Below are 22,952 nucleotides of genomic sequence, written 5' to 3'. Positions count from 1 at the left end.
GTGTTCGGATTAATCTTTTCTTATGAGAATTTTAGATCCGAATACACGAGTAACTTTGTCCGCTAAATACGAAGGAGAATCGTATCAGTTTGAAGCGGAAATTGCTGATCCTTCCTTAGAGATAGACATAGACATTGCGATCGCAAAACGTCTAAACGGAGCATACCTCGAATCGATTCGAAACTATACTTACGGATATATCCGGGCAACGACAACCCTAAATCACGTTATCAAAGAAATCCCGGAGAACTTCCCGATCGAGGAATTAGATAACTTCGAGAAGATACGGGACAAAGAGTTTGTGATTCATCTTTTCAAAGAATACGAAAAGAAAGAGAGCTGGTTTAGATCAGAGTTAAAAAAAAATCGGGACGCTCGACGCAATTTCAAACGAGGAGAATCTTTACGACCTTCTTCTAATGACGAAGTTTCAAATCTTCCCCAGGAGAGTGAATCACCTCGGAAATCTCTTCCCGGAACAGAAACGATTCCTGATCGAAGCGATTTCGAGAGTGGACACTCAGAAAATACTCAAACGGATCAATCTTCTTTCCCAAAGACGTCAGGTGAAGAAAACCGAACCAGAGCAATTCCTAACGGATTTGTCGCCGACAATCAAAACTATCCTGGAAACGGAAGCCGGGTATTCAAAAGAGATGCTTACGCGGGAAGCGGAAATTAAGAAAAAAGAAATTCTAAATCGAATCGATTCCGAGCTAAAAAATGTCTAGTGGCGAACATATTGACATTTCGGTTCACGCAACACCCGATTTCAAAGATGTTGAAAAGGAACTCGAAAGGGTTGCGCGAAAAGCAAAGAGAGGTGTTAGGTTTCCGAAATCTCCCGGAGGTGGGGGAGGAGGAAACAGCGGAAAAGATGAATCCTGGTATCCTAAGAATTACAAAAAACGATTCAAAGAATCTGCTTCCAAATACGGAAACGGAAGTGTAACCGCGAACAAGATTGGAGCAGACGGTTCAGATCTTGACGAAACCGGTCACGGTGGATTCTACTATACCTTAGACAAAAAAATCTCAGCCGCGAAGGATCTTCTTTCAAAGAAGAAAAAAAAGAATTCTTCCGGTGAAGAAGATGGTACGGGTGAAAGTCCATCTCAAGGACTTTCGAATCCTAACGGCGCAAAACAATTCTCTATCCAGAAAGCTGAGTTAAAAATTCAATCCGCGAATTTTGACAAGGGTGGTTTAGGAAATCTTCCCGGAGCCGGTGGGGGAGGGGGTGGATCGGACGGAGGATCAGTTAAGGGTCAGACATTATCCTCTGCGGCCGGATCACTTCCTTTTGTCGGTGCTGCATTTGCGATCGCGGGAGGAGTTTTAAAAACAATTTCAGCGATTGGCGAACAGTATCACGCCGCTATGCAGTCGCAAGCCACGACGATCGGAGCGACCGGCGGTTATCTCGGCGGGGGAGGCGGTTATTTCTCAAACGCGGAACTCGCACAAGCGAACGTTATGCGCGGTCGAGTGACCGGCGATTCCGTTTATGGAAAAGGAAATCAAATCGATTCCGAAACAATTCAGTTTGCATCCTCTCAAGGAAAAAGTCTTTCAGAGGTTGTCCGCGAGCTCGAGACGATTCGAAAAGAATCAAAGAATGCTAGTTTAGGATATTTGAGAGGTGGGGCTAACGCCTCCGGATTTGGAGAGCTACGCCAATCAGAGTATATTTCAAAACTTGCAAGTATCTCTGAAAATCTTCGATCGAAAGGCTACTCCGGAGATATTTCAGACTACGCCAAATTCTCCGCCGGTATCGTTCGCGGAGACGGATCCAAAATGGACCCGACCCGGAAAATGGCTCTCGCAGAACAGCTTACCGATCAAGGAAGAAGTGGAGCCTTTGGTGGCGGCGTTTTTGGTTCTCTTTCTATGGCGGAATCTTTGAAAGCAAACAGCGGGGATGTTTTCAAAGCGATCCGCGATTCGGAAAAAAATCCCGGAAAATTTATGACTTCCGCGTTATCCGGTCTCGATGGAAACACACGCGGGATCATTCAAAAAATGTCCGGTGGAAGTTTTACGGAAATGTCGGATCTAAAATTCGGCTACAAGGATTTCGGTTCGGATAATTCTGCAATCAAAGCCGGTTACAACAAAGGTCTTGAGCTGGATAACCTGAAAAAAGAGACGTTTGCGTCTGATGTTGGCGCGGACGCGGCTCAGGTCGGATACGAGTTAAACAAAGCGATGCTCGATCTTTTCAAGGAAAATCAGGGGGCTATGAAGGCACTTATTCAGGTGGTAGGTGGGATAGAGAAGGCTCTTCTTCCCGTAGTATCGACAGGGATTTCCGCGATTGTAAGCGATCTTCAAACGATTTCGGGGAGTTTTATGAAAATGGCGGCGATGTTTTCGAATCCAAATGGGCTATTGATTCGGTCAAAATAGCAAAAAAGATACTTTAATACTTATTTTTATAATAGACAATTTTGTCAATTTTGAAATTTTCATTGCAAATTTTATAAGTAATTTTAAAAAACGCAAAAATTTGAACCGGCCAATTCGATAATAAAAGTAGCTGATTATTATATCTTAGGAAACTTGTAATTGTGGAGCCTATAAAATTACAATTAATATTAAACGGTGCTTGGAATCCAAAGATTTTCACTCCTCCCTGGGTCCAACAATTTTTGTTTGAGTCGCAAGATTCATTTGATGTATTGTTTAGCGTAAAAGATATTGAATTTGGTTATTCCCTTAATAATATTTCTATTTATCCGTCCGCTTCAACAATTAAGATTGTATGTAACGACATTAAAAAAGATACATTAGTTAATGCTAAAATTATTGCCGATAAAATTTTAGGAAATCTACAGCATACCCCTGTTTCTTCGGCAGTCATCGAATTGACTTTTTCTATTGATTCGGAAAAATCAGAGAAAAATGCAATCGAAATATTAAATAAAATGAATGTTGCGGGCTATCAACTTTCGGCTTTTAAATTTATAAAAACCGAACCTGGAATTTTAAACAAAGAGATGCTCGTTTCATTGGTTAACAATAAACTTCAAGTACAATTTTTAAACCGCTTTAATAGAGAAACATTTATTAAAGTTTCTGTTAAAGAGACAATAAATAAAAACATAGAGGAGGTAAACAGATGGGCGTCGAAATAGAAGATTTATTAAACTTTCCAGCGACACAAGAGAAATCAATGTCTTCTGCTAAAAAGGTAACAATAGATAACTTAAATACGTATAACAGAATTATAAAATTCGAATTTAGACATAGCGAATTTGAAGCTATGCTGTCTAAATTTCGCGAGAGGCTTGGAGATATTTCTGATTTAGATAAATTTAAAACGTTAGCAATTCGAAATTTGTTAAAAAAGAATAATTTCTTAAAATTATTAAATGATTTAGAAAGTGAATCCATTTCCGAAGAAGAGTTTGAATCCGAAATCAACAATAATGGGAACAAATATGTAATTTCATTAGACTCAAAAATAACCGAAAGAGATTTAAGGCTTATAGCTAAGATTGTTAAAGATATTGAAATGGAATTAGATACTGACCAAGTAGAAGAAATGTTTTCGATAACACCTGAAAACTATGGTGAACTTCTTAAAAATTTATAGGTAAGAATTTTGTCTGAATACATTACACAGTACGTTTCGATGGAATGCGATTCGGCAGATATTACATCTAGAAAATGGAATATCTCATCAGTGGTTGAAATTCCTAAAAAAGGGAAATGTTTAAAATATAAAACAGATAGGAATAGTTGGGCAAAAAATAAAAAAGAACTGAATCCGAAGAAAGCAATTATTTGCGTTCACTCAAAATTAAATCTTGGTGAAACTTTAAGCGGTGACAGTTTCCAAGTATTTGTTGAAGGCATGAAAAAATTAAAATTCAATATTGTCAGTAATTCAGGTACGCACAATGCTAAATCAACAAATACAAAAAGATTTACATTTGTTCAAATTATAGTCCCTTTTGCCAGTATAGAAAAAAAACTTACCCAACAACCCAATGAAATTAAATTTACGCTTATTGATAAAACAGAATTATTTAGGTTAAAACAAATAGAAAATAGAAAATTGGCATTTGTAAAGAAATCTTACCGGCGAATATTCAAATACAATTTTCGTACAACTGTTCCTTACACGAGTCTTAATATAAAAAATAAATATTTATAATGCTAAATTAAACTTCTGCATATCTATGAAATTAAATGTGCTATCTAAAATTTCGATCGCCGTTTTTAATTCTGTTTTTTTAGGCTCACGGCAATTGTGAATTGCTTTGAAAAATGGAGTAGAAGATTTAGATAACGTCCTAAATATTTCTCAGATTTAAGAAAGAATGAGAAGGCTCTCCTTGCCGATTGAGTTTGTAACGATCAAATTCAAAAAAAGGAGAACCCCCAATGAAGGCAGAAGAAGAAAAAACGCACTTGAAAGTAATCAAAGTGGATGAGACCCAGCTCAAGAAAGACTTAAGCGAACTCGTAAGAGGATCGATTATACCCGGTGACTTCTACGAATTCATCGAGAATCAGACTTTTTTCTTTCTTGAAAGCCCAACGGTCTCTCTCCTTGAAGATCTTCGTGACCATGTGTCTCTCCTGTAGATTCAGTTTCATAATGCACCTCAACCATCTAACGAAAGAATGCACTATATTGATTCTTCTAAGATTTGGAGTAGATTATTATGTGATGCAACAGGCAACTTCCGATAATGCCATTTTCTACTCATTTATTAAAGGACATAATTCTATGTGACATAATGTACATTATCGGTAGTCATATAGTAAGCATACACTTGTTGTGCTTTTGCTCCGCCTCGAGATTTCCCTGTTGACAATCACGTCCGTACCACTATATTGTTACAATGCGAAAAGTAAAAAAACCTGAATATTTAGTTTATCAAGGTCCGGTGTTTCAAATCGAATGGTTCTTTGATAAAAATTCTAAATCTGTCTCTTTAGAATTCTTTGAAGGTCTTTCAATAGATGAGCAAGATGACTTTCTTGTACTCGTGAAAAAGATGGCTGATACAGGAAAAATATTCAATGAACAAAAGTTCCGGAATGAAGGTGATAAAATTTTCGCCTTTAAACCTAAACCAAACAGGTTTCTTTGTTTTTTCACCGTGGGGAAAAAGATAATAATCACGAATGGATTTCCAAAGAGGCAAGACAAGTTACCAGCTAACGAAAAAGCTAGAGCAGTAGCATTTCGGAAAGATTATTTAGAAAGGACAGAGGCAGGGGCATATTATGAAAAGTAAATCCACTTTCGATAGAATTATGCAAAACCCTCAAAGGCGAAAATCCTTTGAAAAAAAGTATAACGAGTTTTATCTTTCTGAAATGATAAGCGAACTTATGGAACAAGAGCATATATCCGTGCGAGAGCTTGCGGAAAAGACCAATCTATCCCCAACCGTAATTCAAGATATTAAGTCAGGAAAAAGAGACAACCCTACTTTCAATAGCTTAATAAGTGTAATCGAAGCACTCGGGGCCGAAATAGTATTCAAGAAAGGCAATAAAGAACTCTACCATGTTCCGAAAGTCCATGCGTAGCCCTAACTTCCTTGAATGTATGTTCTGTCACATCAGGATTATGTCTCATTTGATCAGGACAATTTTCTAAGAATTATATTAATCCGGATGCAAAGTGAAGAGTGAAATTCTGAGTTAACCGCCGTATTCAGCTCTGTAAGGAACCTTGGAGTCGTGAATTATATTATGATCAAGGTCGTACTGCTTGCAAAATATTGTAAGCGCCTAAACAACCGCACCTTTTTCTAATCGTATAAATGTTGTAAACTGTCTTTGATGAAAAAAACGAAAATAGATTGGCCCAAAGAGTTTGATGACTTTTCAAAGAGTGGACTTTCCCAGCCTCAGTATTGTAAAGAAAGACACCTCAAATACACGACGTTTCGATATCATTGGGAGAGACGTTCTAAGCATTCAGAGAAGAACGACTTTGTAGAAATTCCTCCTTCCTCGACAAATTCTCAGTCATTGGTAGAAGCCGAATTTTTGACCCTAAAGATAGATACGTCGGGGAAGGCATCGCTCCAAGTAAACGTTCAGTTTAGTTTAGGACGATGGAGTTAAATCCCGGAAACAGAAAAGTGTATCTTCGACCTGGGGCGACGGATTTAAGGAAATCGATCAATACGCTCTCTGTAATCGTAGAAGGAAAGATGAAAAAAGATCCGTATTCGGCGAGCGTCTTTCTCTTCTGCAATCGCAAGAAAGATAAACTGAAGATGCTCTACTGGGATAAGAGCGGGTTTTGCCTTTGGCAGAAGAGACTGGAAGAGAGTAAATTCCCGTGGCCGAACTCAGAGGAGGAAGTGCATAAAATACCCGTTGAAAGGTTTCATTGGCTATTGAATGGGATCGATTTTTTCAAAGAGCACAAGAAACTAAAATACAAGAATGTCAGTTGAAAATGTTTGACTCAAGAAAAGAAAGTATTAAGACTGAATCCGAATGTCTTTGGATCTAAACTCTCTTCCTGATGATGTAGAAGAACTAAAAAGAATCATTATATTAGAGAATAATAAATATCAGGAAGAATTACGACTCCAAAAACAGAAAGAATCCGAACATTTGGATCAGATCGAGAGATTGAAGATCCAGCTTTTCGGGAGAAAGACTGAGAAATGGAGTCAGATCGAAAAAGATCAAGGATTTCTTTTTAACGAAATAGAAAGCTCCTTGCAAGAAGATTCTCCTGAACCCGAAGAAGAAAGTCTTTTTAGTCCTGTTAAAAGCCATACAAGAAAGAAGACGGGAAGAAAACCTTTCCCGGACTACTTTCCAAGAATCGAAATCCTACATGATATTCCTGAAATTGATAAAACCTGTTCTTGTGGTCACGAGCTTACTCGTATCGGAGAAGACAAGTCCGAGAAGTTAGATATTATCCCGGCTAAAATACAAGTCGAAGTTCATATTCGCCCTAAGTATGCGTGTAAGCATTGTGAAGGAACTTCTGATGAAACTCTACCTGTCGTAAGAATCGCGCCGGTTCCCCATCAGATCGCTGAGAAGAGTATGCTTTCTTCCGGATTCTTAGCTCACACGCTTACTCAAAAGTTTGCGGATGCTCTTCCGTTTTACAGACAAGCCGGGATTCTCCAGAGATCGGGAGTGGATATTTCAAGGAGCACCCTTTCCAATACCGCAATTCAAGTTTTTGAAAAACTTTCTCCGATGATCGAGGATGTGAGAAGGGAACTTTTCAAATCGAAGTATTTGCAGATCGATGAGACGATTCTTCAAGTGTTAAACGAAGAAGGAAAGTTGAATACATCCAAATCGTATATGTGGGTGATCCGAGGGTTCATCAGAGAAAAGCCCGTTGTTCTCTATCATTATGAGCCGAGTCGGAGCGCTAAGTTTTTAGAAGAATGGATCCAGGGATTTGAAGGAATCATCCAAACGGACGGTTTTGAATCTTACGATTCTTTGTTGAAAGTTAAATCTAAGATTCTTCACGCGGGATGTTGGAATCATGCGAGGAGGAGATTTTTCGAAATTCTAAAAATCGATTCTAAGAATGTGCAAGCAGAATGGATCGTAAAGAAAATCGGTAAGCTTTATACAATCGAGTCAAAAGCTAAGGTAGAAAGTTTAAGTTCTGAAGAACATCTGAAACTCAGGCAATCCGAATCTAAGCCTATCGTTGATGAGATTCGTTCTTGGATGAACAAACGGATCGTCGAAGTTGCTCCCAAATCTTCTATGGGAAAAGCGCTCTCTTATCTTTCTGGCCAGTGGGAAAAACTGCTTCTCTTTTTGGATCATCCGGAATTGCAATTAGATACGAATCTCGTTGAGAACGACATTCGTCCTTTTGTGATCGGTAGAAAAAACTGGCTCTTCTCCGGTTGTCCACAAGGGGCAACTGCGAGCGCGGGATTCTATTCGTTAATTCAAAATGCAAAGATCTCAGGTATCGATCCTTACGCTTATTTACGAGATCTTTTTAAGTCTTGGGAAACGATACCGAGAAGTCTTTCTTGCGAGGATCTGCCAAAAAACGGTGGGCTTGTGGTTCGTTAGGCGGTTACAAAATATTTCCATTGCTACTTTATTTATTTTCGCACCGCGGGCAAGTATCAATTCCTTAATCAGATTTGCTGGTGTTACTTTTTCGTTTGCCAGATCACAAATGATATAGGGTATCATAGTCTCATTTTGGAATCGGAATTGGACCTTTTTAGGTTCTCTGACGTCGACAGATTTTATGAATCGTAATTCATTCTCATCTACGAAATGCTCATTTTTAAAAAAAGAACATAAATGAGTTGCCATTGCAATTGTTAAGCTACCGATTTGACGAACATCTACATTAGTCAGACCCTGGGTCGTCTGAACATGATCTAGATAGCATTTAAATAATTTTTCAAATGCTTTTGCTTGAGCGTCATTATCATAGATTACTTGATACGGTATGAATGAAGCCGGGAGCTCTCCTTCTCTTTCAGCAAGGCCGAGCTGGTAAATATCAAAACCAATAGATACCCCTTGATTTGATCGTGCATATCGAGACCAATGAACGAGGTTATCTCGATTCAACGTTAATGAAAAAGTGAAAATACGAAAATTTCTGCCCATGTTATCGATCTCTTTCTCAAATGAATCAGCAACCTTATTTGAAAAGTCAGATAGATCCATACTCGTCTTTACAATAGAAAATACTTTCTTTGCTCTTTCTAAACCGTAGCTGAACTCAGTTGTATCATTTTGAAACGATATATCGGTGAACCATACTTCCCGATTTTTTAGAATTTCAATAAGAGTAGAAAGTTTCGTATAATGATAGTAGGTCTGAGAATATATTTTAGGACCTGGTATATATTCACTTAGAAATTGATTAACTTTTTCTGAATATTTCATAATTACAAATTTTTGCACTAACGAAGTCCTTCGACGTTACATCCTCTATCAATTATGTGCGAAAGAGTTGAATGAGGCATAGAAAAAGTCTCGTAAGCGCAATTTTTCGACGTGCTAAATTAATTGATGGAAAGCTGATAATTAACATCGCTTTCATGACATTGAAAAATTCGAACATCGAAGCCATTCTCTACGTAATTTTTAGTAATAATATCTCGGATTATTTTTTTATCAGTCTCCGACATTCTTAATCCAAAAATAATCTCTTTAAGTATTTTTTTCTTAAAACGAACTGGATTTCTTTTTATCCAATCATTTACCAAAAATAAACGTGATTCATATTCATATTTCCAGTCTTCATTTTTCCTTAGTAAGAACCGAAATATCTCAGAAGGAGATTCCTTGAGTAAATTTAATGGCGGCGGCATTACATTATTATAGTTGACATCGAGTATTGACAGATAACCTTTCGGATAATTGGGATTTGGAAGTTCGAAATCGTCTTCTTCAAGTTCCAATCCTCTACTTTTTTTCAATTCAGTAACTTCAAATCCCAGACAAATACCTCTATGCTGATCTGCATAGTGAGCCCACATTAGAATATTATCCCGAACCTGTGAAAGACATAATATTCTGTTTTCGTCATCCGAGGCCTGCCTATCCCCCAACATTGAATCATCAATTACCTTCCCTTCCCATTCTTCAGCTTTTTGCTTTGACTCATCATGATTCATTCCATTCCTACGAAATAAAGTATACCATTCATTAAATGTTCCGTGGTAAATGGTCTTTGTCCTAGAATCAAAAGGATCATTAAATTCAGATGGCTTTGCGAAATAAAGTTCGTTGTCCAATATCAGTTTAAAAGTAAATTCATTTATTGATCTGTATTTATAGAGCATCATAATAGTATTCCAGAATATCTTTTAGCATGCCATTTAATGAAAGAGCCCTCTCGACTTTACGCTCACAAGCGTTTTTGCACTAACAAAGCGAGGAGACGAAACTTTACGATGTAACATGAAATCAATCGAACCATTCTTTTTCACATTGTTCAATAGAAAGTATTCTTAAATTCAAGTTGTGGTATTTTATAATTGCATTTGCTCGCGAATAAAATCCGAAATCTTTAGTAATAAAATAGTCGCAGTTCAAAGCAAATAAAAGATGATTTGTATCCCATATCTCAACCCAGTATCCTCCATCCCGTTCTTTCCTTTTCTTCTTTTTAGTATCTGGATAATAGCCAAAAGAATCAAGTAAACTAAAATGTAACTGAATCTTACCAAATAATGTAGTAATCGGGGGATCCACTGCATAATATAGAAATTCCAAGAAATCTTTAAAATTTTTAATTTGAACACCATCGGATTTTTTTTGTTCTTTGAGTTTCCGTTTTGTATCGGCTACCTGCATTCGAAAGACGTTTAATTGTGAATCTATCTCAGCTAATTTAGGAGCTATAATTTCCCTTGATAATGCAATATCAAGGTCGAATAATTTTGAGTATTGCTCAGTTGATGATATTAAATCATCTTTGATTTTTATAAGTTCGGCTACAGTTGACTTCTCTTGTTTTTCAATCAGATCTATACTTTGCGCTTGCCTTTCTTTCACGAACTTATCCATGTCAAAATTCGCATAAGGACCTCCGGCTACATTTGCGGTTCCATTTGAAAGTAATTTATCAAACAAATCCGTTAAAACAGGAAAAATTTCTTCTTCGGAAATATTGTTAAGTCTTTGTGGTCCAAATCCTAATGTATTTAAGTAAGGCCTCAGATCAAATGGCGGAGCTGCTATTGACAAACTTTCAGTCATTATAAGTTTATCACTTTCAAGTGAATTTTCATGCAAAGTTCGATGAAGCTCTTGAGGATCTCTTTCAACTATCTGATATTTCTCGTTTAGATAGTTATTTTTGCATAAGGTTCGCATTAAAGCTATAACTTTCCCATCCTTGGGAGCCTCCGAAATATTGGCTAAAGAATACAAAACGCGAGCATTGCCTCCATTACTTAGGCTAAGCAGGTCTGCCCATAATTTTTTAGCGTTAACTTCTTCTCTAAGCACAGCATCATAAACATTGTTATCTAGATATATTGTTTTCATTTTCTAAAAGAATAGCATTATGATATTTTGATTAAATTCTCATTTCCGACTTTATATAAATACATGACTTATTCCATATATTCGTATATCAATTAGTTCTAACTAACTTAAAATAATGCGTCCCATTGGTTCAAGAGTAATTTCATTTATTTATTAAGAAAAAATACAATTGCGTATTTTACTTTTCTTTAACAATCAAGGACTTTGTGGTCCCACCTACTTCCGATAATATGTAATTCTGTCGCCCTTTTTCCCCTACCCTTTTGTATGTTCTGGCACATCGGTAACACTCTAGACCGGAGACATGGGTTATACTTATTCGTTGTAGTTGTACACAGGTGTTTCGTATTTCAATACTTTTCCTGTAAATAAATCTAACGTACTCACTACTGCGTTGGTAAAATATAACTTACACAAACGCCTTGAGAATTCATCAAACCCGACCCGCTCGCCAATCAAATAAGAGCCAAATGATATTATACGCTGAATTGCAAATTGTTAGAAATTGATACCTAAACCGACTTTTGCGGAATATTCTTGTAACGACCAAACATGCCTATTTTTTTCGTTTAGTATATTTTTTAAAGTCCCGTTAGTCACCCTATACGCATCATAGTTATTACCGACAACTTCGCAGAGTAAGTAAAGTCTATTATTCATAAAATAACGTGTTCCGATTATAAGGCTACTTTGATATATTTTCGAATCAGTGACGCCTTCTTTTCCATAGCCGAAAGCTATTCTAATGTACGGATCGAAATTGGATTCCTTTAAGAAGTGATATGAGAAGTTTATATTCGCAGTTCTTATTTTTAAAAACTCGTTGTCATGGTGAGTCTGATATGGAAGCAAAATCTCGTAACCGATAAGCTGGTCAACGGAAAAGCCGGCAAATCCTGGCGTTGCATTCTTAATAAGACCTAAATCGAATAACGAATCGAACTTTGGATAGCTAAGGTGAGAAGCTTGAAAATTTGAACTATTTAGACTAAGCCCGATTCCAAAAGTAGATTTCATAACATATTCAAAGAGAAGGCTTGTAGTTTGTCCAAATAACTTTGGCTTTGGAGAATGGTCAAAGACATATACGCTAGCAACCTTTTCTGCAGTGGTTCCGTAATTGTAAGTATAATATCCAATTACATCAGGTTGCGTATATAAATTATTTTCCTTATCCATTACGCTATCATCAATTCTATTTAATTTCGCCTTCGGGTATTTAAACCCTTCCGAATAAGTAGCCTCAATAAATAAATTCCCCCTCTTAGAATCTGATTCAGCAGAAATTGTATTTGAGGTTACTATAAGTGTGTAAAATATCAAAAAAGCCTTCTTCATTATAATCCTTGTTGTTAATTATCTTTTGTAAATTTGCGCATAACGAAAGAGCCTCCTTGACATTGCGGTCGCAAGCGCACATGCGCGATGCGGCTTTACTCCAGAGTTAGGGTCGCATTAACGATCCCCAACGAAGCGAGGAACTCTACTTAGTCACCTTCTTCAGTTCTTTCTTCTCTTCTTCCGTAACTTTCCACTGCGGCTCCGTCCGGTCCACACGATCAATGTATATCAATTGATAAAAACAGTTACCAAAAAAGAAAGATAACAAAAGTAACAGTATCAGATTTCTAAGTTTCATTTTCATAACTCCGCGCATTAAGATTTCTCGTTAATAAGAGTGATAATTTCCGGGACAGACTTCTTTACAAAGTCTTCGAGGGATCTTTTAAGTGATTTCTTATAAAAATGATCTATCCAGAGAATTGTCCTCGATTCCCCTATCCCTTTGAATCTCCTTTTATATACCTTCCCATTCGTCTTCATTATAATATCTGCATCGATGATCGTTACAATATCGCCTGCGAATATTCCGACTTCTACCTCCATAAATAAATGGAGTAATTCTAATTCCAATTGAGGTGCTTTAGCTGAATCTGAGCTTTCTACTACATCGATTCCAGAGTTCTTTAACTCCATTGTTAAAATCTCTTTCAACATCTGCGGCCCTTTCGGATCGGTGAACATGTGCGCGGTCTCGAATCCTAAACTATTCTTACGAATTCCTTCCCTGTTGAATCCGTCTACGATCGAAACAGGTGAATCATCCGATTTTTGAAAAATCAAAGTGACGTTCTTTTTGGTTTTTTCGTTTAGAATTGGATTTGGATAGTCAGCTCTAATCGTTCCTTCCGAAAACGCGCAATTGGAAGAAACCAGCAAGATCGAAAACAACATCCCTGCCACACATACGATTCTTTTCATTATTCCCCTTTAAAAGAATTAAAGATTTTGTATATAGCATGACGTCGATGCCGGAGCGTCCGCAAGTTTTTTTTGATTCTCTGAAACAAGTTTTGATACTAAACTTATTTTGATTCTATACGATTATAATTCAGTTATCTACCTACGATCCCTATTTTGCTGGATTATCGAAGTTCGTATGTTCTATGTTTACCGTAAACCAGAGTCGAATCGGTTTTACGTTGCGATCCGGTTCGGAAACTTGATAAATCGTAGGAGTAAATCCACGACTCTTACCCAATTCTATGGAGGTCATATCCCCGGAATCATTAGGGTCGATTAGATCAAAGAGTTTAAGGAACAAAGGCACTCCAATAATCCACGGAGCGATTTCAGTCTTGAAATATTCCAATCCCTTTGAGGGATTTTTTAAATTTTTCACGAACCCGTCCATTCCGTTTGTAAATTCGATCAGCGTCTCTTTTTCGCTTCGAGAGAACCCGTCCTCATCATATACACGCATTGAACATTTAATTGTGGAAATCTCTTTGCTTACGTTAATCGTGTTCAAGGCAAAGTCTTTCTTTTTCACGGTTAAATCTATAACTTCACTTTCATACCGGATTGAATTGCTTCCATCTATCGAAGCAGTACAACCATATACAAGTTTCAGTTCGTCTGGTCCTATTGCATCTAATGAACCAGTAACTTCAACGTGACCTTCGATTACAACGGAAACGTTCTCGTTTTTTCCTAATGCTTCTAACACATTTGTCTCGATTTCAAATGCCCGGCTTTCGAACGAATTGTCCGGAGATCTAACTTGAAAAGTAATTCGATTGTTTAGAATATTCCTTGCGTCAATATTAGCGATTGTCTCTTTCCATCCTCGGCAGAGCGTTCCAAATCGATTTACGGGGAAGCCCTCTTTTCTGAATCCATTATTTACCTGTTCTTTTACTTCATCGCAATATTTTTTCAGGACTTCAGACTTAACCCCTTCGATCGAATGAATATATGTATATATTTGGTAATTGGAATCCATTGCTGCGAGAACGGAATTGAATTTGGTTTTATTCGCTCGTAGCCACGCCAAAAATTCCTTCTCTTTGATTTCCGGTTTTGAGATAGAAAGCCCGGTACTCATTGGATACTTTAATTCTGCCAGCTCCTTTGAAAGCTCGGCGTTATGATCGAATCCTTGGCTATGGGCATAACCTGAAGAACTTCCTGTTTTGTACACAGTCGCACACGCAAGCATCCCAAAACAAAGATGGTATACGAACAATCTTTTCAGAATTTTCATTTCATTTCTCCAATCCAAATTTCCAACCCATTTCAAGATCGAAAGGAAAGTCTTTCATTTCTGGAACTATCTCACGTGCCTAAAATTGGTAGAATTAACCGAATACCGGCTTTTGAGATTAAAGAGAGTAAAGTATATTATTAAGTATTCAATTAAAATACTGGAATATTCATTTAGGAAATAATAATTTATTGATTAAATGCGACGTTTTGCCGAAATGCAGTCTTTAATCAACCAAATCCATGCTTTTAACCCCCTCCCGTTTTCGGGAAGGGTGATTTTTTCAAAAAAGCTCCTGCTGGCTAAGTTCTTCGTATGCTACTTTTTTTAGGATGTCTTCGTCGTAGTTGTCACCTGGACGGAATTTCCGGATTGTATAGAAATCTAAGTTTTCTTCTGGATATATCTTGAGAAGAGGTTCAATATCCTTTCGACTTTTCATTGCCGAATCGATCCAAATCTCTTCTTTTTCTCGCGGAAGAATCAAAGGCATTCGTGTATGAATTTGCGAGAATTTCCGATTCGGCGGAGTTGTGAGCATAGAATACGTTTTTTTTATTTCGCCAGTCTCCGGATTTTCCCATTCTTCCCAGATCCCCGCCAAAGAAAAGATCTCTTCATGTTTTAAAAAAACTCGATAGGGATACGTTTTTTGGTGAACCTCTTGGCTGTCGTAAAATCCAGTCGAAGGAATCAGGCATCTTCTATATAGAATTGCTTCGCGAAAGGAAGGTAGTTCAAAAATCGTTTCTGATTTTGCGTTCAATGTTCGATTTTGCGACAGTTTCGCTTCTTCAACACTTTTCACCCATTTGGGGATCAGTCCCCAGCCTGCCCCTAAAAATCGATTTTCATCTTCACGAATTACAAGAGGGCGCGGTTTATGTTCGTAACCATGTTCGTGAAAGATCGGTTTAAAATCCGCTGGTTCGATCAGTCCTGCGCTAAATCGCGCAGACAACTTCTGCGAAGAAGCGGTAAGCGAGTTATGATAGCACAAGCGGAATGTCCTCCCATCTTGTTGTATATCGCGGAGAAAGGTTTTCTTGGCGGAGCGACCACGCGTTCTGCTTGCTTGCGACCGCGAGTTTGATTTTATCTTTTCCGAACTTTCCGTTTATCCGATCCATCGCGCTCGAAATTTGCTCATCACGACTTCGATCAAAGTCGCTAAAGAGGTCGTCTTGCTGATCGCCCTTCGTTCGGATTTGGTCCAGGATCACGCCCGCTTTTTTGTATTGAAGTCCCGGTCTGTAGATCCGCCGTAGGCCAAGCAGCGCATAGCGGACGATTTTCATTGTATCTTGCATTTGTACGGGCAACGGAATCGGGATGTTTGTCGCGTATTGATCCAGATCCGGTCTGTGAGCGTTCGTATGTATAAAGACGCGGACTAAATTCGCGTAACCGTCTTGTTTTCGAAGATTAAATGCTGCGCGCGTCGCAAACGTTGCGACTGCACCCTCCAAAGACTCCAGCGAGTCACGCATTGAGCTGAACGACCGGGCGATCGCGATCGTCTTTTTTGCAGGGTCAATCGTTACGAGTGTAGAACATTCAATCGCGTTTAGCTCATACGCGATTCTCGCACCGACGACCGTTAAATGTTTTCTGATCCAATGCTTGTTCGCGTTCGCAAATTCCCAAGCGTTCATAATCCCGACCGCTTCGAGTTTGCGCGAGAATGCGGGACCGATTCCCCAAATGTCTGCGACGGAAACTTGTTTGAGCGCTGTTTCTCGCGCGGCTTCGGAATCGATTATAAAAACGCCGCCGTATTCTTCTCTCTTCTTCGCGAGGTGGTTCGCGATCTTCGAAAGAGTTTTCGTTGGTCCGATGCCGACGCTTACCGGAATTCCGGTGTTTCGCGGGATTCTTTGAAAAATGTTATTCGCGATCGCGGGTAACGTAATTTTTGGGAAACCGCTAAGTCCTAAAAACGCTTCGTCGATCGAGTAGACCTCAATTTCCGGAGAAAAGTCGCGCAATTGGTTCATCACGCGTCGCGAGAGGTCGCCATACAACGCGTAGTTCGAAGAAAAAACGTGAATGTTATTCGCGGCAAAGAATTCTCTTCGCATAAACGCAGGTTCACCCATTTTAACTCCGATCGCTTTCGCTTCGGAACTTCGCGAAATTACGCAACCATCGTTGTTTGAAAGCACGATGACCGGACGGTCTCGAAGTTCCGGACGGAAAAGACGCTCGCACGAACAGTAAAACGAATTACAATCAACGAGGGCGTACACCCCACCCTCCAAGTAAATCGTGACAACTGCACCTAACTACTCCCCAAAGTTGGAATTCGTTTTCGTTCGTGATTGGAATCGGGGGATAGAGCGGATTTCCGGAAACGAGTGTTCGTCTTTTTCCTTCGATTTGGAGGATTTTCGTAAGAAACGCTCCTTCGTATGTGCCGACCACGACGTGTCCGTTACGCGGTTCTATCGATCTGTCTACGATGATAAGGTCGCCATTTCGAACGAAAACATCCTCCATTGAATTTCCAAGAACCTTGCCGAAAAAAGAGGAATCCGGATTCGGTACGAGAAGATCGATAGGGTTAAGCTCGCTTTCGATATATTCCGCTGCGGGCGATGGGAACCCCGCGCGGACTGGATTTATAAAAGGGTATACTCGATCGGATAATATCTTAGATCGGAATGGCTGATTCTCGTCGAATTTCACTCCTACACATTAGTTTAGGTATCGAGCATTGTCAATTCGGGAATCAAATTAGTCCGGCAAACTATCGATTTTTTTAGCGGTTAGGAGAACATAACATGGAAAACGTCGGCGTCAGCGCCTTACATAAACCAAATATTCGAAATTCCTTAAATACCCGCAAAACCCTTTAAGAAAAAATATAGAAAGGATTTACCAAAAGCTTGAATTATGAAAATAATGTGACATATTTATATTATGTCACATATTAAACTCAAAGAACCACAAACAACGAAACATCAAAACCCCGAAAAGCAAGCAACCCTCTTTCTAATGTGCAATTACGAAACGAACGCACGATTAGTTGAGAAGGCACGAACATTCGTACAAGACCAGTATTCAAAGCTCGGTTATGTAGGCTATGATGCCGATTTTGATCGAAGATTTGATTTAAACGGCCTGAGCCAGTATTTCATTGGAATTGACGATGAACAAAATATAGTAGCAACGTCACGCGTCTTAGTGCGAGGTCCAGAAGGACTTCCAATCGAATATGCAATAAGAAAAGATTCTGAAGAAAAAGTAGATTTGGGCAACGGAAATATTTCTGAAATGAATTCGTTTGCTGCTTCAAACATGACCGCAGGATTAAGAGTTTTGGTTATGAGCGCTGAATATACAGTCCAACAAAACTTTGACGCGACATTTGGTCTTTATGATATTGAAAGGCCGTCCGTAGGTAGGCTCTACAATCGTTTCGGAACGGTCGAATCAAAGGATCATCCATATACAATTTACTACCCAAACTATGGCAAATTGGAAGCGGGAGAAATTCGACCGACCGAATGGGCAATACAAGTGTCGGATTATGCGAAAATTATTGCAAAAATACGTCAGAGTTAAGTTAATGTTTTCCAGGGAAAAACCTTGGAAACATCTGCAATTTTATTTAGCACTTCAGTATTTAATTTTTCTTTGGGGTTATACATCCTCTTTGCGGTCCGCCAAAGACGCGAGTTCAGCGATTTTGGCGCGCTTTGCGTCTTAATAGGTGTTTGGGATACGTTATTCGCGATTCCATTTGTTTTCCCCGGCAATACTTTACTTTGGGCACGGGCTATGACTTTGCCGATGATCGCATGCCCCTTACTCCTCGTTCGATTCATCTACCCCTATGTGTTTGATAAAGAACTCTCAAAAGTATGCAATTATTTGATTCTTTTAGGATATATCCTCCCGCTTGTAACATTTAGTTTTTCCGATTACTATATAAAAAACGCGAAAATCTCCGAATCAAAATTATTTTTTGAATCCGGGTTCCTCTACGATTATTTCGTAATTGGTGGAGTCTTGAGTCTCTTATATTCAGTTTTTGTGTTATGTTTAGGATTTAAAAGAAGAAGAGGACTGGATCGAGTTCGTATTGTTTATATTTCCGTCGGAGTTTTCCTGTGGCTTTGCTTTATTGGAGTTTTTTCAGTTTTGTTAAAATTCTACGGCCTTCCAGAGTATAATTTCATTGCACCGATCGGATGCACAATCGCTACTGCAATATGGTCTATAGGGATCACACGAATCAATCTTTTTGAAACCTCAGGCTTCGAGAACTTAATTCAAACAAATTCAATTGTTGCAAAAACGAATATTTTCATTTACAGAAAAGTTGATTCCGTTAGCTACCAAAGAGCCCTTTTTCGGTTGAGAAAAAATGTTGTCGCGAGAATTATTCAAAACTTCACTCACTTACAAATAAACTCCGAACTAACAACAGATGAGATTTATTGCTATCTTGCAAACAGCGAGAAGTCCTTTATTCCTCTAGGATTCTATCTACGAAAGCAATAACAGCTTTTCTCCCTACTTCATCCAGATTATAAATTTTCCAAAATAACTCCAAAGCATCCGGTGAGTTTTTCAAAAAACGAAGGAACTGCGAGACATCCTCAACCAATCGCTCACCAATAACATCAAATTTTACGGTATCTTCCTCGAAATCTCGAACGAAGATAATCGGATCGACTCTTTTATTCTTATATAAATTTATAATAAAATCCAAGGCCGGAAGAGCGCCTTGCATATATCGACTAATCGACGACTGGTTTACTCCTCCAATTTTCGCGAGTTCTTCCTGTGTCCAACCTCTGATTTTCATCAATTTTCGGAGCTGAATTGAAATGTCAAAATTATGCATCTGCGGATATTTTTTTGTTGATTTATGCGTTAACGCATATTATGCTTTTATAAACATAAGAGTCGTTTCTTAAATTCAGGGTAAGTAAATTTTAAAAGTATAATTATGCAATCTAAAAGTCTTAACCTTCGAATCCCAATTCGGATCATAAAACGCATTCAAAACGGAATTCCCGTCTTTTTCGAACGAAATGCTTATGTGGAAAATAACAAAAACATGGAAACAAACTCGAATTTGGCGAGCGACAAACCCTTGCATGGCCAGGAACTTATAGATGCGATACGCGCCATTGGAATAAAAAAACCAATCGCTCATGTTCATAAGGCTTTAGAGAAAAAAGGACTTTGTATCTGCTACACTTCTGTTTATCTCGCGTTTCACGGAGACATTTTTAACCCACCGACATTCGAATATCTTTCTAGTCTCGGAATTAAACACAATCGTTCAGCAAAGAAAAAAGGAAGGCCTTCTGAAAGAGATAGTAAGCAATATAAGCGAAGTTAAATGAATTGGTAAATGTGCCTTATTAGCATTTTTCAAAGGAGAATTAGTAGAATTGGGCTTCTTATTCCTATTTACTTTTTTACAATCTTATCTTTAAGACCTGTGGAGGATTTTTTGTCTTCAAACTTTAAAAACATGACGCCGCCCGAACTTACTGACGAAGAAATTCGGGAAGTGGAAAAGAAACTTAAAAGATTTTTCACACCCTCGGAAATTCATGCAATTAAGAATTCAACAGGACTTCGAAATGCTGTAGAATTCATAAAGAAACGCCATAAAGGGACTACAATATCCGTCTACAATCTCTTGGGGCCGTCCGAGTAAATGGGGTTATCCAAAATAAAAAAAGAATTCTATATTCGATTTGACTTATAATATACGGGCGCTTCGCACTTCTCTTTAATATCGATCACACAATAATAACGACATTTCGACTGTCTTAAATCACTTCTATTTGGATAGGAACGCAAACATTCAGATTTACATTCGTCTAACTTTTTAAAACATAGCTTAGATTCTTCACTTATTTCATAATTCGTAAAACGGTAATCTCACGAATATCTAAACTAAAAAGAGGTGGCTGGTATAAATAAAATCGCAACCGCTCCAAATGCAAAATTAAACTTTAGAATGGAATACCTTAAATACATCATTTGAAAATTCAAGGGACCAAATTCTTATTTTTTAATTCAGTGACGACTTCATAAACGGCCGCCTTTTTCATATTCGCAATGTTTATCCTTTCCCGTGCTATCGCTGGAGGTAATTCGATTAAAAAAGCTAAATTAAAAAGAATTGGATTGATTAGCCCGTATTTATCATACTTTTCAGAATGAATTATCTCCTTACCTTCCTCATCCTCTATGCGAATATTCACGCTCCGTGTCCCTCCAACTTTAGTTGAAGCCCTCGTCTGAGAAAATCCGAAGAAATTTACTTCCCTATAACCTCCTTCAGCATTTTCATAATATCGCGCCTCGATCTTAAAATCGTAATCCTTTGTTGACGGATCAGATCCAATTACGACGAAATATCCGGTATCCTCTATTAATTCTTTAATTTCCTTAAAGAAATTTGAATTGTGCATTTTTGAAAAGAGATTTGCATATTTACCTAACTCGCCATTCCTATAAATATCATAGTTCACAACTAATACTACTTTTTTCTTTTCTTCTAATCCTAAGCAAACAGGATGAATCGTAATTTCTGAAAACTTATAAGTATTATAAGTCCAGCAGTTTATAAAACAGAAACTAAAGATGAGTAAATACTTTTTCACAAACTACCATTTACATTTTTCGAAGTAAAAGAGCCATAATCATATACTTCTGAAATTTTAAGCGCATTCGGAACTCCTGATGCTAAGTTCGATCCCATCGCTAAGAGAAAAAACTGGGGCGTTGCCGCTGAACGCGGCACAGGCTCTCCGCTTCGGTCAAGTTATTAGAGTTTTTTTAAACTCATTGCTCTTTAGTCGAAGCAATAACTTGACCACGCATCGATCCTTAACGCGGAAGCTGAATCTTATTTTAAATCCTTTGATTCTGGGGAAAAAAGCTTAAGGAAAAAGTCACCCTCACATCTTCGCTCCTTTTCAAGCGATTTCTCATTTAATAAATAGTAATATGCGAAATTCAATGACTTGTTTGCTGCATATTACTCTTCACTTACCTTGTCCTTTCCTGCCTCCGATAGCAACAAGGTTAAGATCATATCCCTTTCAAAAGTAATACTATCTAAATCCTCTCGACAATTTACCCTCTCTGAGTCAGCAATGCAAGAAACCAAAAGCAAAAGAATCAAAGGTAATATTTTTAATTTCATGGGATCATTTTTCCCTAACTATCCTTTCAGCAATTGCGTCCGACGTAGGATTAGAATTGATTCCGTAAATAGCAGGCATGTATTTATATTCTTCCTTCTCACACTCTTGAAGTTTTTCATAGTATTGATAGCAACTTAGCATCAGTGCAGAAAGCACATTCGAATTGGTAGCCTCTTGCGATGGGACAAAAGCCGATATTGTCAACAATTCGCAATCCGCCGCACCTGAGGATTCCTTTAAATTATATCTGCAGGCATCTCGCCTTGAACCTATAAAACAGCTCATAAACAAAGCCATAAATATGCAAAGTATGTAATATGAAGATCTCAGTGCTTTTTCAGAGCCAATCATTCTTTACTATATATTGCGGGAAGATATTTCTTCTCCACTTTATTGCACTCTTGAAGTTTTTCGTAATATTGATAACAGTTGAGCATGGATGTCGTCAATAACGCATTTTTTCGTGCATCAAAACTTTCGGGAATCGTTGAGCCTTCGGCAGTCAATGGACTTACAACGACAACAAACTCACAACTGTCATCACTTGGCTCGAACAAGCTTCTTTTTTTCAAATTATTCTTACATGCATCTCTAGCGGATCCAATAGAACAATTTGAAAAAACCAAGTAAATTAAACTTATTACTATCAATTTTACGAAATATACTCTCATATCCATTTCTTTGGTTTCCAAAAATTATTGTAACGAGCCATTGTGGAGAAAGTGTTATCACACTAGAAAAATCTTAACGCTTTAACTCAAAAGCAACGAGATCGAGACTTTCTATTCTTTGCTATACAAAGCAGGTACGTATTGATTCCCTTCCTTTTCGCACTCCTTTACCTTAACATGGTATAATAAGCATCCAATAATAAGATTATTTATTCCATCAGTGTTCGTTCCATCACTGCTCCTTGCAAGTGGTGCTATGTTTAATATTTCACAAAAACTAGCCGAATAATCTCTTTTTAAATCTGATTTGCAAGCATCTACACGCGTTCCGATCTGGCAATCAATGCTCAGCAAACTCAGTAAAAGCAATGTCAAGATTTTCAGTTTCATAATTCCCACACTCCTTTCATAATCTCCATTTCTTTGGTTTCCAAAAATTGTTGTAACGAGCCATTGTGGAGAAAGGGTTATCACACTAGAAAAATCTTAACGCTTTAACTCAAAAGCAACGAGATCGAGACTTTCTATTCTTTGCTATAGATT

27 protein-coding genes and 1 pseudogene are annotated in these 22,952 nt (G+C 38.0%); 14 read left to right on the top strand and 14 right to left on the bottom strand.

Translation table 11 applies throughout. The features are described 5' to 3' along the window. Window positions 1-22: 22 nt before the first annotated feature. From DLM76_RS22000 to tnpC, 11 genes are all read left to right on the top strand, one after another. Window positions 23-682, top strand: coding sequence for a hypothetical protein (locus tag DLM76_RS22000; RefSeq protein WP_118966405.1), 660 nt, complete (start codon window positions 23-25; stop codon window positions 680-682). 41 nt (window positions 683-723) lie between these two features. Next, window positions 724-2,412 (top strand): hypothetical protein, encoded by a 1,689-nt coding sequence (locus tag DLM76_RS20475; RefSeq protein ID WP_118966404.1) that lies wholly within the window; start codon window positions 724-726, stop codon window positions 2,410-2,412. A 161-nt stretch (window positions 2,413-2,573) separates the two neighbouring features. Further along, window positions 2,574-3,140, top strand: coding sequence for a hypothetical protein (locus tag DLM76_RS20470; RefSeq protein WP_118966403.1), 567 nt, complete (start codon window positions 2,574-2,576; stop codon window positions 3,138-3,140). Continuing rightward, window positions 3,125-3,601, top strand: coding sequence for a hypothetical protein (locus tag DLM76_RS20465; RefSeq protein ID WP_118966402.1), 477 nt, complete (start codon window positions 3,125-3,127; stop codon window positions 3,599-3,601). The genes DLM76_RS20470 and DLM76_RS20465 overlap by 16 nt, the downstream gene beginning before the upstream one ends. A gap of 9 nt (window positions 3,602-3,610) precedes the next feature. Further along, window positions 3,611-4,165: a hypothetical protein gene (locus DLM76_RS20460; RefSeq protein WP_147455812.1), complete on the top strand. Its 555-nt coding sequence runs from the start codon at window positions 3,611-3,613 to the stop codon at window positions 4,163-4,165. 230 nt (window positions 4,166-4,395) lie between these two features. Beyond that, complete coding sequence (locus tag DLM76_RS20455; RefSeq protein ID WP_118966400.1) at window positions 4,396-4,599, top strand: hypothetical protein; 204 nt, start codon at window positions 4,396-4,398, stop codon at window positions 4,597-4,599. A gap of 260 nt (window positions 4,600-4,859) precedes the next feature. Further along, entirely contained in the window at window positions 4,860-5,258 is a 399-nt protein-coding gene (locus tag DLM76_RS20450) for a type II toxin-antitoxin system RelE/ParE family toxin (RefSeq protein ID WP_118966399.1), read from the top strand. After that, a complete protein-coding gene (locus tag DLM76_RS20445) occupies window positions 5,248-5,556 on the top strand; it encodes a helix-turn-helix domain-containing protein (RefSeq protein ID WP_118966398.1) in 309 nt (102 codons plus the stop codon). The genes DLM76_RS20450 and DLM76_RS20445 overlap by 11 nt, the downstream gene beginning before the upstream one ends. A gap of 255 nt (window positions 5,557-5,811) precedes the next feature. Then, window positions 5,812-6,099 carry an IS66 family insertion sequence element accessory protein TnpA gene (gene tnpA / locus DLM76_RS21995; RefSeq protein ID WP_118966454.1) on the top strand — a complete coding sequence of 96 codons (288 nt, stop codon included), beginning with the start codon at window positions 5,812-5,814 and terminating at the stop codon, window positions 6,097-6,099. Then, a complete protein-coding gene (gene tnpB, locus DLM76_RS20435) occupies window positions 6,090-6,437 on the top strand; it encodes an IS66 family insertion sequence element accessory protein TnpB (protein WP_118966397.1) in 348 nt (115 codons plus the stop codon). Before tnpA ends, tnpB begins: the two co-directional genes overlap by 10 nt. Before the next feature lie 43 nt (window positions 6,438-6,480). Further along, window positions 6,481-8,058, top strand: coding sequence for an IS66 family transposase (gene tnpC / locus DLM76_RS20430; RefSeq protein WP_118966396.1), 1,578 nt, complete (start codon window positions 6,481-6,483; stop codon window positions 8,056-8,058). On the opposite strand, the gene DLM76_RS20425 is transcribed toward tnpC, so the two are convergent. From DLM76_RS20425 to DLM76_RS22195, 10 genes and pseudogenes are all read right to left on the bottom strand, one after another. Further along, complete coding sequence (locus DLM76_RS20425) at window positions 7,969-8,895, bottom strand: DUF2971 domain-containing protein (protein WP_118966395.1); 927 nt, start codon at window positions 8,893-8,895, stop codon at window positions 7,969-7,971. The genes tnpC and DLM76_RS20425 overlap by 90 nt on opposite strands. A 119-nt stretch (window positions 8,896-9,014) precedes the next feature. Beyond that, window positions 9,015-9,800, bottom strand: a complete 786-nt coding sequence (locus DLM76_RS20420) for a DUF2971 domain-containing protein (protein ID WP_118966394.1) — start codon at window positions 9,798-9,800, stop codon at window positions 9,015-9,017. A 121-nt stretch (window positions 9,801-9,921) separates the two neighbouring features. After that, a complete protein-coding gene (locus DLM76_RS20415; RefSeq protein ID WP_118966393.1) occupies window positions 9,922-11,007 on the bottom strand; it encodes a hypothetical protein in 1,086 nt (361 codons plus the stop codon). A 315-nt stretch (window positions 11,008-11,322) separates the two neighbouring features. Next, window positions 11,323-11,484 (bottom strand): annotated as a pseudogene (locus DLM76_RS22200) (IS481 family transposase); the annotation flags it as partial. Between the two features lie 21 nt (window positions 11,485-11,505). Beyond that, window positions 11,506-12,345, bottom strand: coding sequence for a hypothetical protein (locus tag DLM76_RS20410; RefSeq protein WP_241548320.1), 840 nt, complete (start codon window positions 12,343-12,345; stop codon window positions 11,506-11,508). 318 nt (window positions 12,346-12,663) lie between these two features. Beyond that, window positions 12,664-13,269: a YajG family lipoprotein gene (locus tag DLM76_RS20405; protein ID WP_118966392.1), complete on the bottom strand. Its 606-nt coding sequence runs from the start codon at window positions 13,267-13,269 to the stop codon at window positions 12,664-12,666. A 151-nt stretch (window positions 13,270-13,420) separates the two neighbouring features. Beyond that, complete coding sequence (locus tag DLM76_RS20400) at window positions 13,421-14,554, bottom strand: hypothetical protein (RefSeq protein WP_118966391.1); 1,134 nt, start codon at window positions 14,552-14,554, stop codon at window positions 13,421-13,423. A gap of 283 nt (window positions 14,555-14,837) precedes the next feature. Then, window positions 14,838-15,515 (bottom strand): SOS response-associated peptidase, encoded by a 678-nt coding sequence (locus tag DLM76_RS20395; protein ID WP_158586408.1) that lies wholly within the window; start codon window positions 15,513-15,515, stop codon window positions 14,838-14,840. Window positions 15,516-15,540: 25 nt separating this feature from the next. Continuing rightward, window positions 15,541-16,803, bottom strand: a complete 1,263-nt coding sequence (locus DLM76_RS20390) for a Y-family DNA polymerase (RefSeq protein ID WP_118966389.1) — start codon at window positions 16,801-16,803, stop codon at window positions 15,541-15,543. After that, window positions 16,787-17,242: a LexA family protein gene (locus DLM76_RS22195; protein ID WP_118966388.1), complete on the bottom strand. Its 456-nt coding sequence runs from the start codon at window positions 17,240-17,242 to the stop codon at window positions 16,787-16,789. The genes DLM76_RS20390 and DLM76_RS22195 overlap by 17 nt, the downstream gene beginning before the upstream one ends. A gap of 234 nt (window positions 17,243-17,476) precedes the next feature. Between DLM76_RS22195 and DLM76_RS20380 the strand changes: the two genes are divergently transcribed. Both DLM76_RS20380 and DLM76_RS20375 read left to right on the top strand, forming a co-directional pair. Continuing rightward, entirely contained in the window at window positions 17,477-18,121 is a 645-nt protein-coding gene (locus DLM76_RS20380; protein ID WP_241548319.1) for an LBL_2463 family protein, read from the top strand. Window positions 18,122-18,145: 24 nt separating this feature from the next. Next, complete coding sequence (locus tag DLM76_RS20375; protein WP_118966387.1) at window positions 18,146-19,063, top strand: hypothetical protein; 918 nt, start codon at window positions 18,146-18,148, stop codon at window positions 19,061-19,063. Here DLM76_RS20375 and DLM76_RS20370 read toward each other — a convergent pair. Further along, a complete protein-coding gene (locus tag DLM76_RS20370; RefSeq protein ID WP_118966386.1) occupies window positions 19,029-19,370 on the bottom strand; it encodes a helix-turn-helix domain-containing protein in 342 nt (113 codons plus the stop codon). The two genes, DLM76_RS20375 and DLM76_RS20370, sit on opposite strands and share 35 nt — an antisense overlap. A 237-nt stretch (window positions 19,371-19,607) precedes the next feature. Between DLM76_RS20370 and DLM76_RS20365 the strand changes: the two genes are divergently transcribed. Next, a complete protein-coding gene (locus DLM76_RS20365; RefSeq protein WP_147455811.1) occupies window positions 19,608-19,913 on the top strand; it encodes a hypothetical protein in 306 nt (101 codons plus the stop codon). Window positions 19,914-20,574: 661 nt separating this feature from the next. On the opposite strand, the gene DLM76_RS20355 is transcribed toward DLM76_RS20365, so the two are convergent. The 3 genes from DLM76_RS20355 to DLM76_RS20335 form a co-directional block, all read right to left on the bottom strand. Continuing rightward, window positions 20,575-21,192: a hypothetical protein gene (locus DLM76_RS20355; RefSeq protein ID WP_118966383.1), complete on the bottom strand. Its 618-nt coding sequence runs from the start codon at window positions 21,190-21,192 to the stop codon at window positions 20,575-20,577. Between the two features lie 893 nt (window positions 21,193-22,085). Beyond that, window positions 22,086-22,409, bottom strand: a complete 324-nt coding sequence (locus DLM76_RS20340; RefSeq protein ID WP_118966451.1) for a hypothetical protein — start codon at window positions 22,407-22,409, stop codon at window positions 22,086-22,088. A 111-nt stretch (window positions 22,410-22,520) separates the two neighbouring features. After that, window positions 22,521-22,799, bottom strand: coding sequence for a hypothetical protein (locus tag DLM76_RS20335; RefSeq protein ID WP_118966381.1), 279 nt, complete (start codon window positions 22,797-22,799; stop codon window positions 22,521-22,523). Window positions 22,800-22,952 lie beyond the last annotated feature (153 nt).

It is taken from the genome of Leptospira yasudae (assembly GCF_003545925.1).
Classification (GTDB): domain Bacteria; phylum Spirochaetota; class Leptospiria; order Leptospirales; family Leptospiraceae; genus Leptospira; species Leptospira yasudae.
Note: the sequence above shows the minus strand (reverse complement) of the source record. Positions and strands in the feature narration are given on the sequence as shown.

What these genes read in the sequence shown, in the direction of transcription:
- tnpB (WP_118966397.1), top strand. Translation starts at nt 6,090, where the DNA reads ATGGAGTTAAATCCCGGAAACAGAAAAGTGTATCTTCGACCTGGGGCG.
- DLM76_RS20475 (WP_118966404.1), top strand. Translation starts at nt 724, where the DNA reads ATGTCTAGTGGCGAACATATTGACATTTCGGTTCACGCAACACCCGAT.
- DLM76_RS20405 (WP_118966392.1), bottom strand. Translation starts at nt 13,269, where the DNA reads ATGAAAAGAATCGTATGTGTGGCAGGGATGTTGTTTTCGATCTTGCTG.
- DLM76_RS20425 (WP_118966395.1), bottom strand. Translation starts at nt 8,895, where the DNA reads ATGAAATATTCAGAAAAAGTTAATCAATTTCTAAGTGAATATATACCA.
- DLM76_RS20410 (WP_241548320.1), bottom strand. Translation starts at nt 12,345, where the DNA reads ATGAAGAAGGCTTTTTTGATATTTTACACACTTATAGTAACCTCAAAT.
- DLM76_RS20420 (WP_118966394.1), bottom strand. Translation starts at nt 9,800, where the DNA reads ATGATGCTCTATAAATACAGATCAATAAATGAATTTACTTTTAAACTG.
- DLM76_RS20445 (WP_118966398.1), top strand. Translation starts at nt 5,248, where the DNA reads ATGAAAAGTAAATCCACTTTCGATAGAATTATGCAAAACCCTCAAAGG.
- DLM76_RS20370 (WP_118966386.1), bottom strand. Translation starts at nt 19,370, where the DNA reads ATGAAAATCAGAGGTTGGACACAGGAAGAACTCGCGAAAATTGGAGGA.
- DLM76_RS20465 (WP_118966402.1), top strand. Translation starts at nt 3,125, where the DNA reads ATGGGCGTCGAAATAGAAGATTTATTAAACTTTCCAGCGACACAAGAG.
- tnpC (WP_118966396.1), top strand. Translation starts at nt 6,481, where the DNA reads ATGTCTTTGGATCTAAACTCTCTTCCTGATGATGTAGAAGAACTAAAA.
- tnpA (WP_118966454.1), top strand. Translation starts at nt 5,812, where the DNA reads ATGAAAAAAACGAAAATAGATTGGCCCAAAGAGTTTGATGACTTTTCA.
- DLM76_RS22000 (WP_118966405.1), top strand. Translation starts at nt 23, where the DNA reads ATGAGAATTTTAGATCCGAATACACGAGTAACTTTGTCCGCTAAATAC.
- DLM76_RS20415 (WP_118966393.1), bottom strand. Translation starts at nt 11,007, where the DNA reads ATGAAAACAATATATCTAGATAACAATGTTTATGATGCTGTGCTTAGA.
- DLM76_RS20455 (WP_118966400.1), top strand. Translation starts at nt 4,396, where the DNA reads ATGAAGGCAGAAGAAGAAAAAACGCACTTGAAAGTAATCAAAGTGGAT.
- DLM76_RS20450 (WP_118966399.1), top strand. Translation starts at nt 4,860, where the DNA reads ATGCGAAAAGTAAAAAAACCTGAATATTTAGTTTATCAAGGTCCGGTG.
- DLM76_RS20380 (WP_241548319.1), top strand. Translation starts at nt 17,477, where the DNA reads ATGTCACATATTAAACTCAAAGAACCACAAACAACGAAACATCAAAAC.
- DLM76_RS20335 (WP_118966381.1), bottom strand. Translation starts at nt 22,799, where the DNA reads ATGAAACTGAAAATCTTGACATTGCTTTTACTGAGTTTGCTGAGCATT.
- DLM76_RS20340 (WP_118966451.1), bottom strand. Translation starts at nt 22,409, where the DNA reads ATGAGAGTATATTTCGTAAAATTGATAGTAATAAGTTTAATTTACTTG.
- DLM76_RS20400 (WP_118966391.1), bottom strand. Translation starts at nt 14,554, where the DNA reads ATGAAAATTCTGAAAAGATTGTTCGTATACCATCTTTGTTTTGGGATG.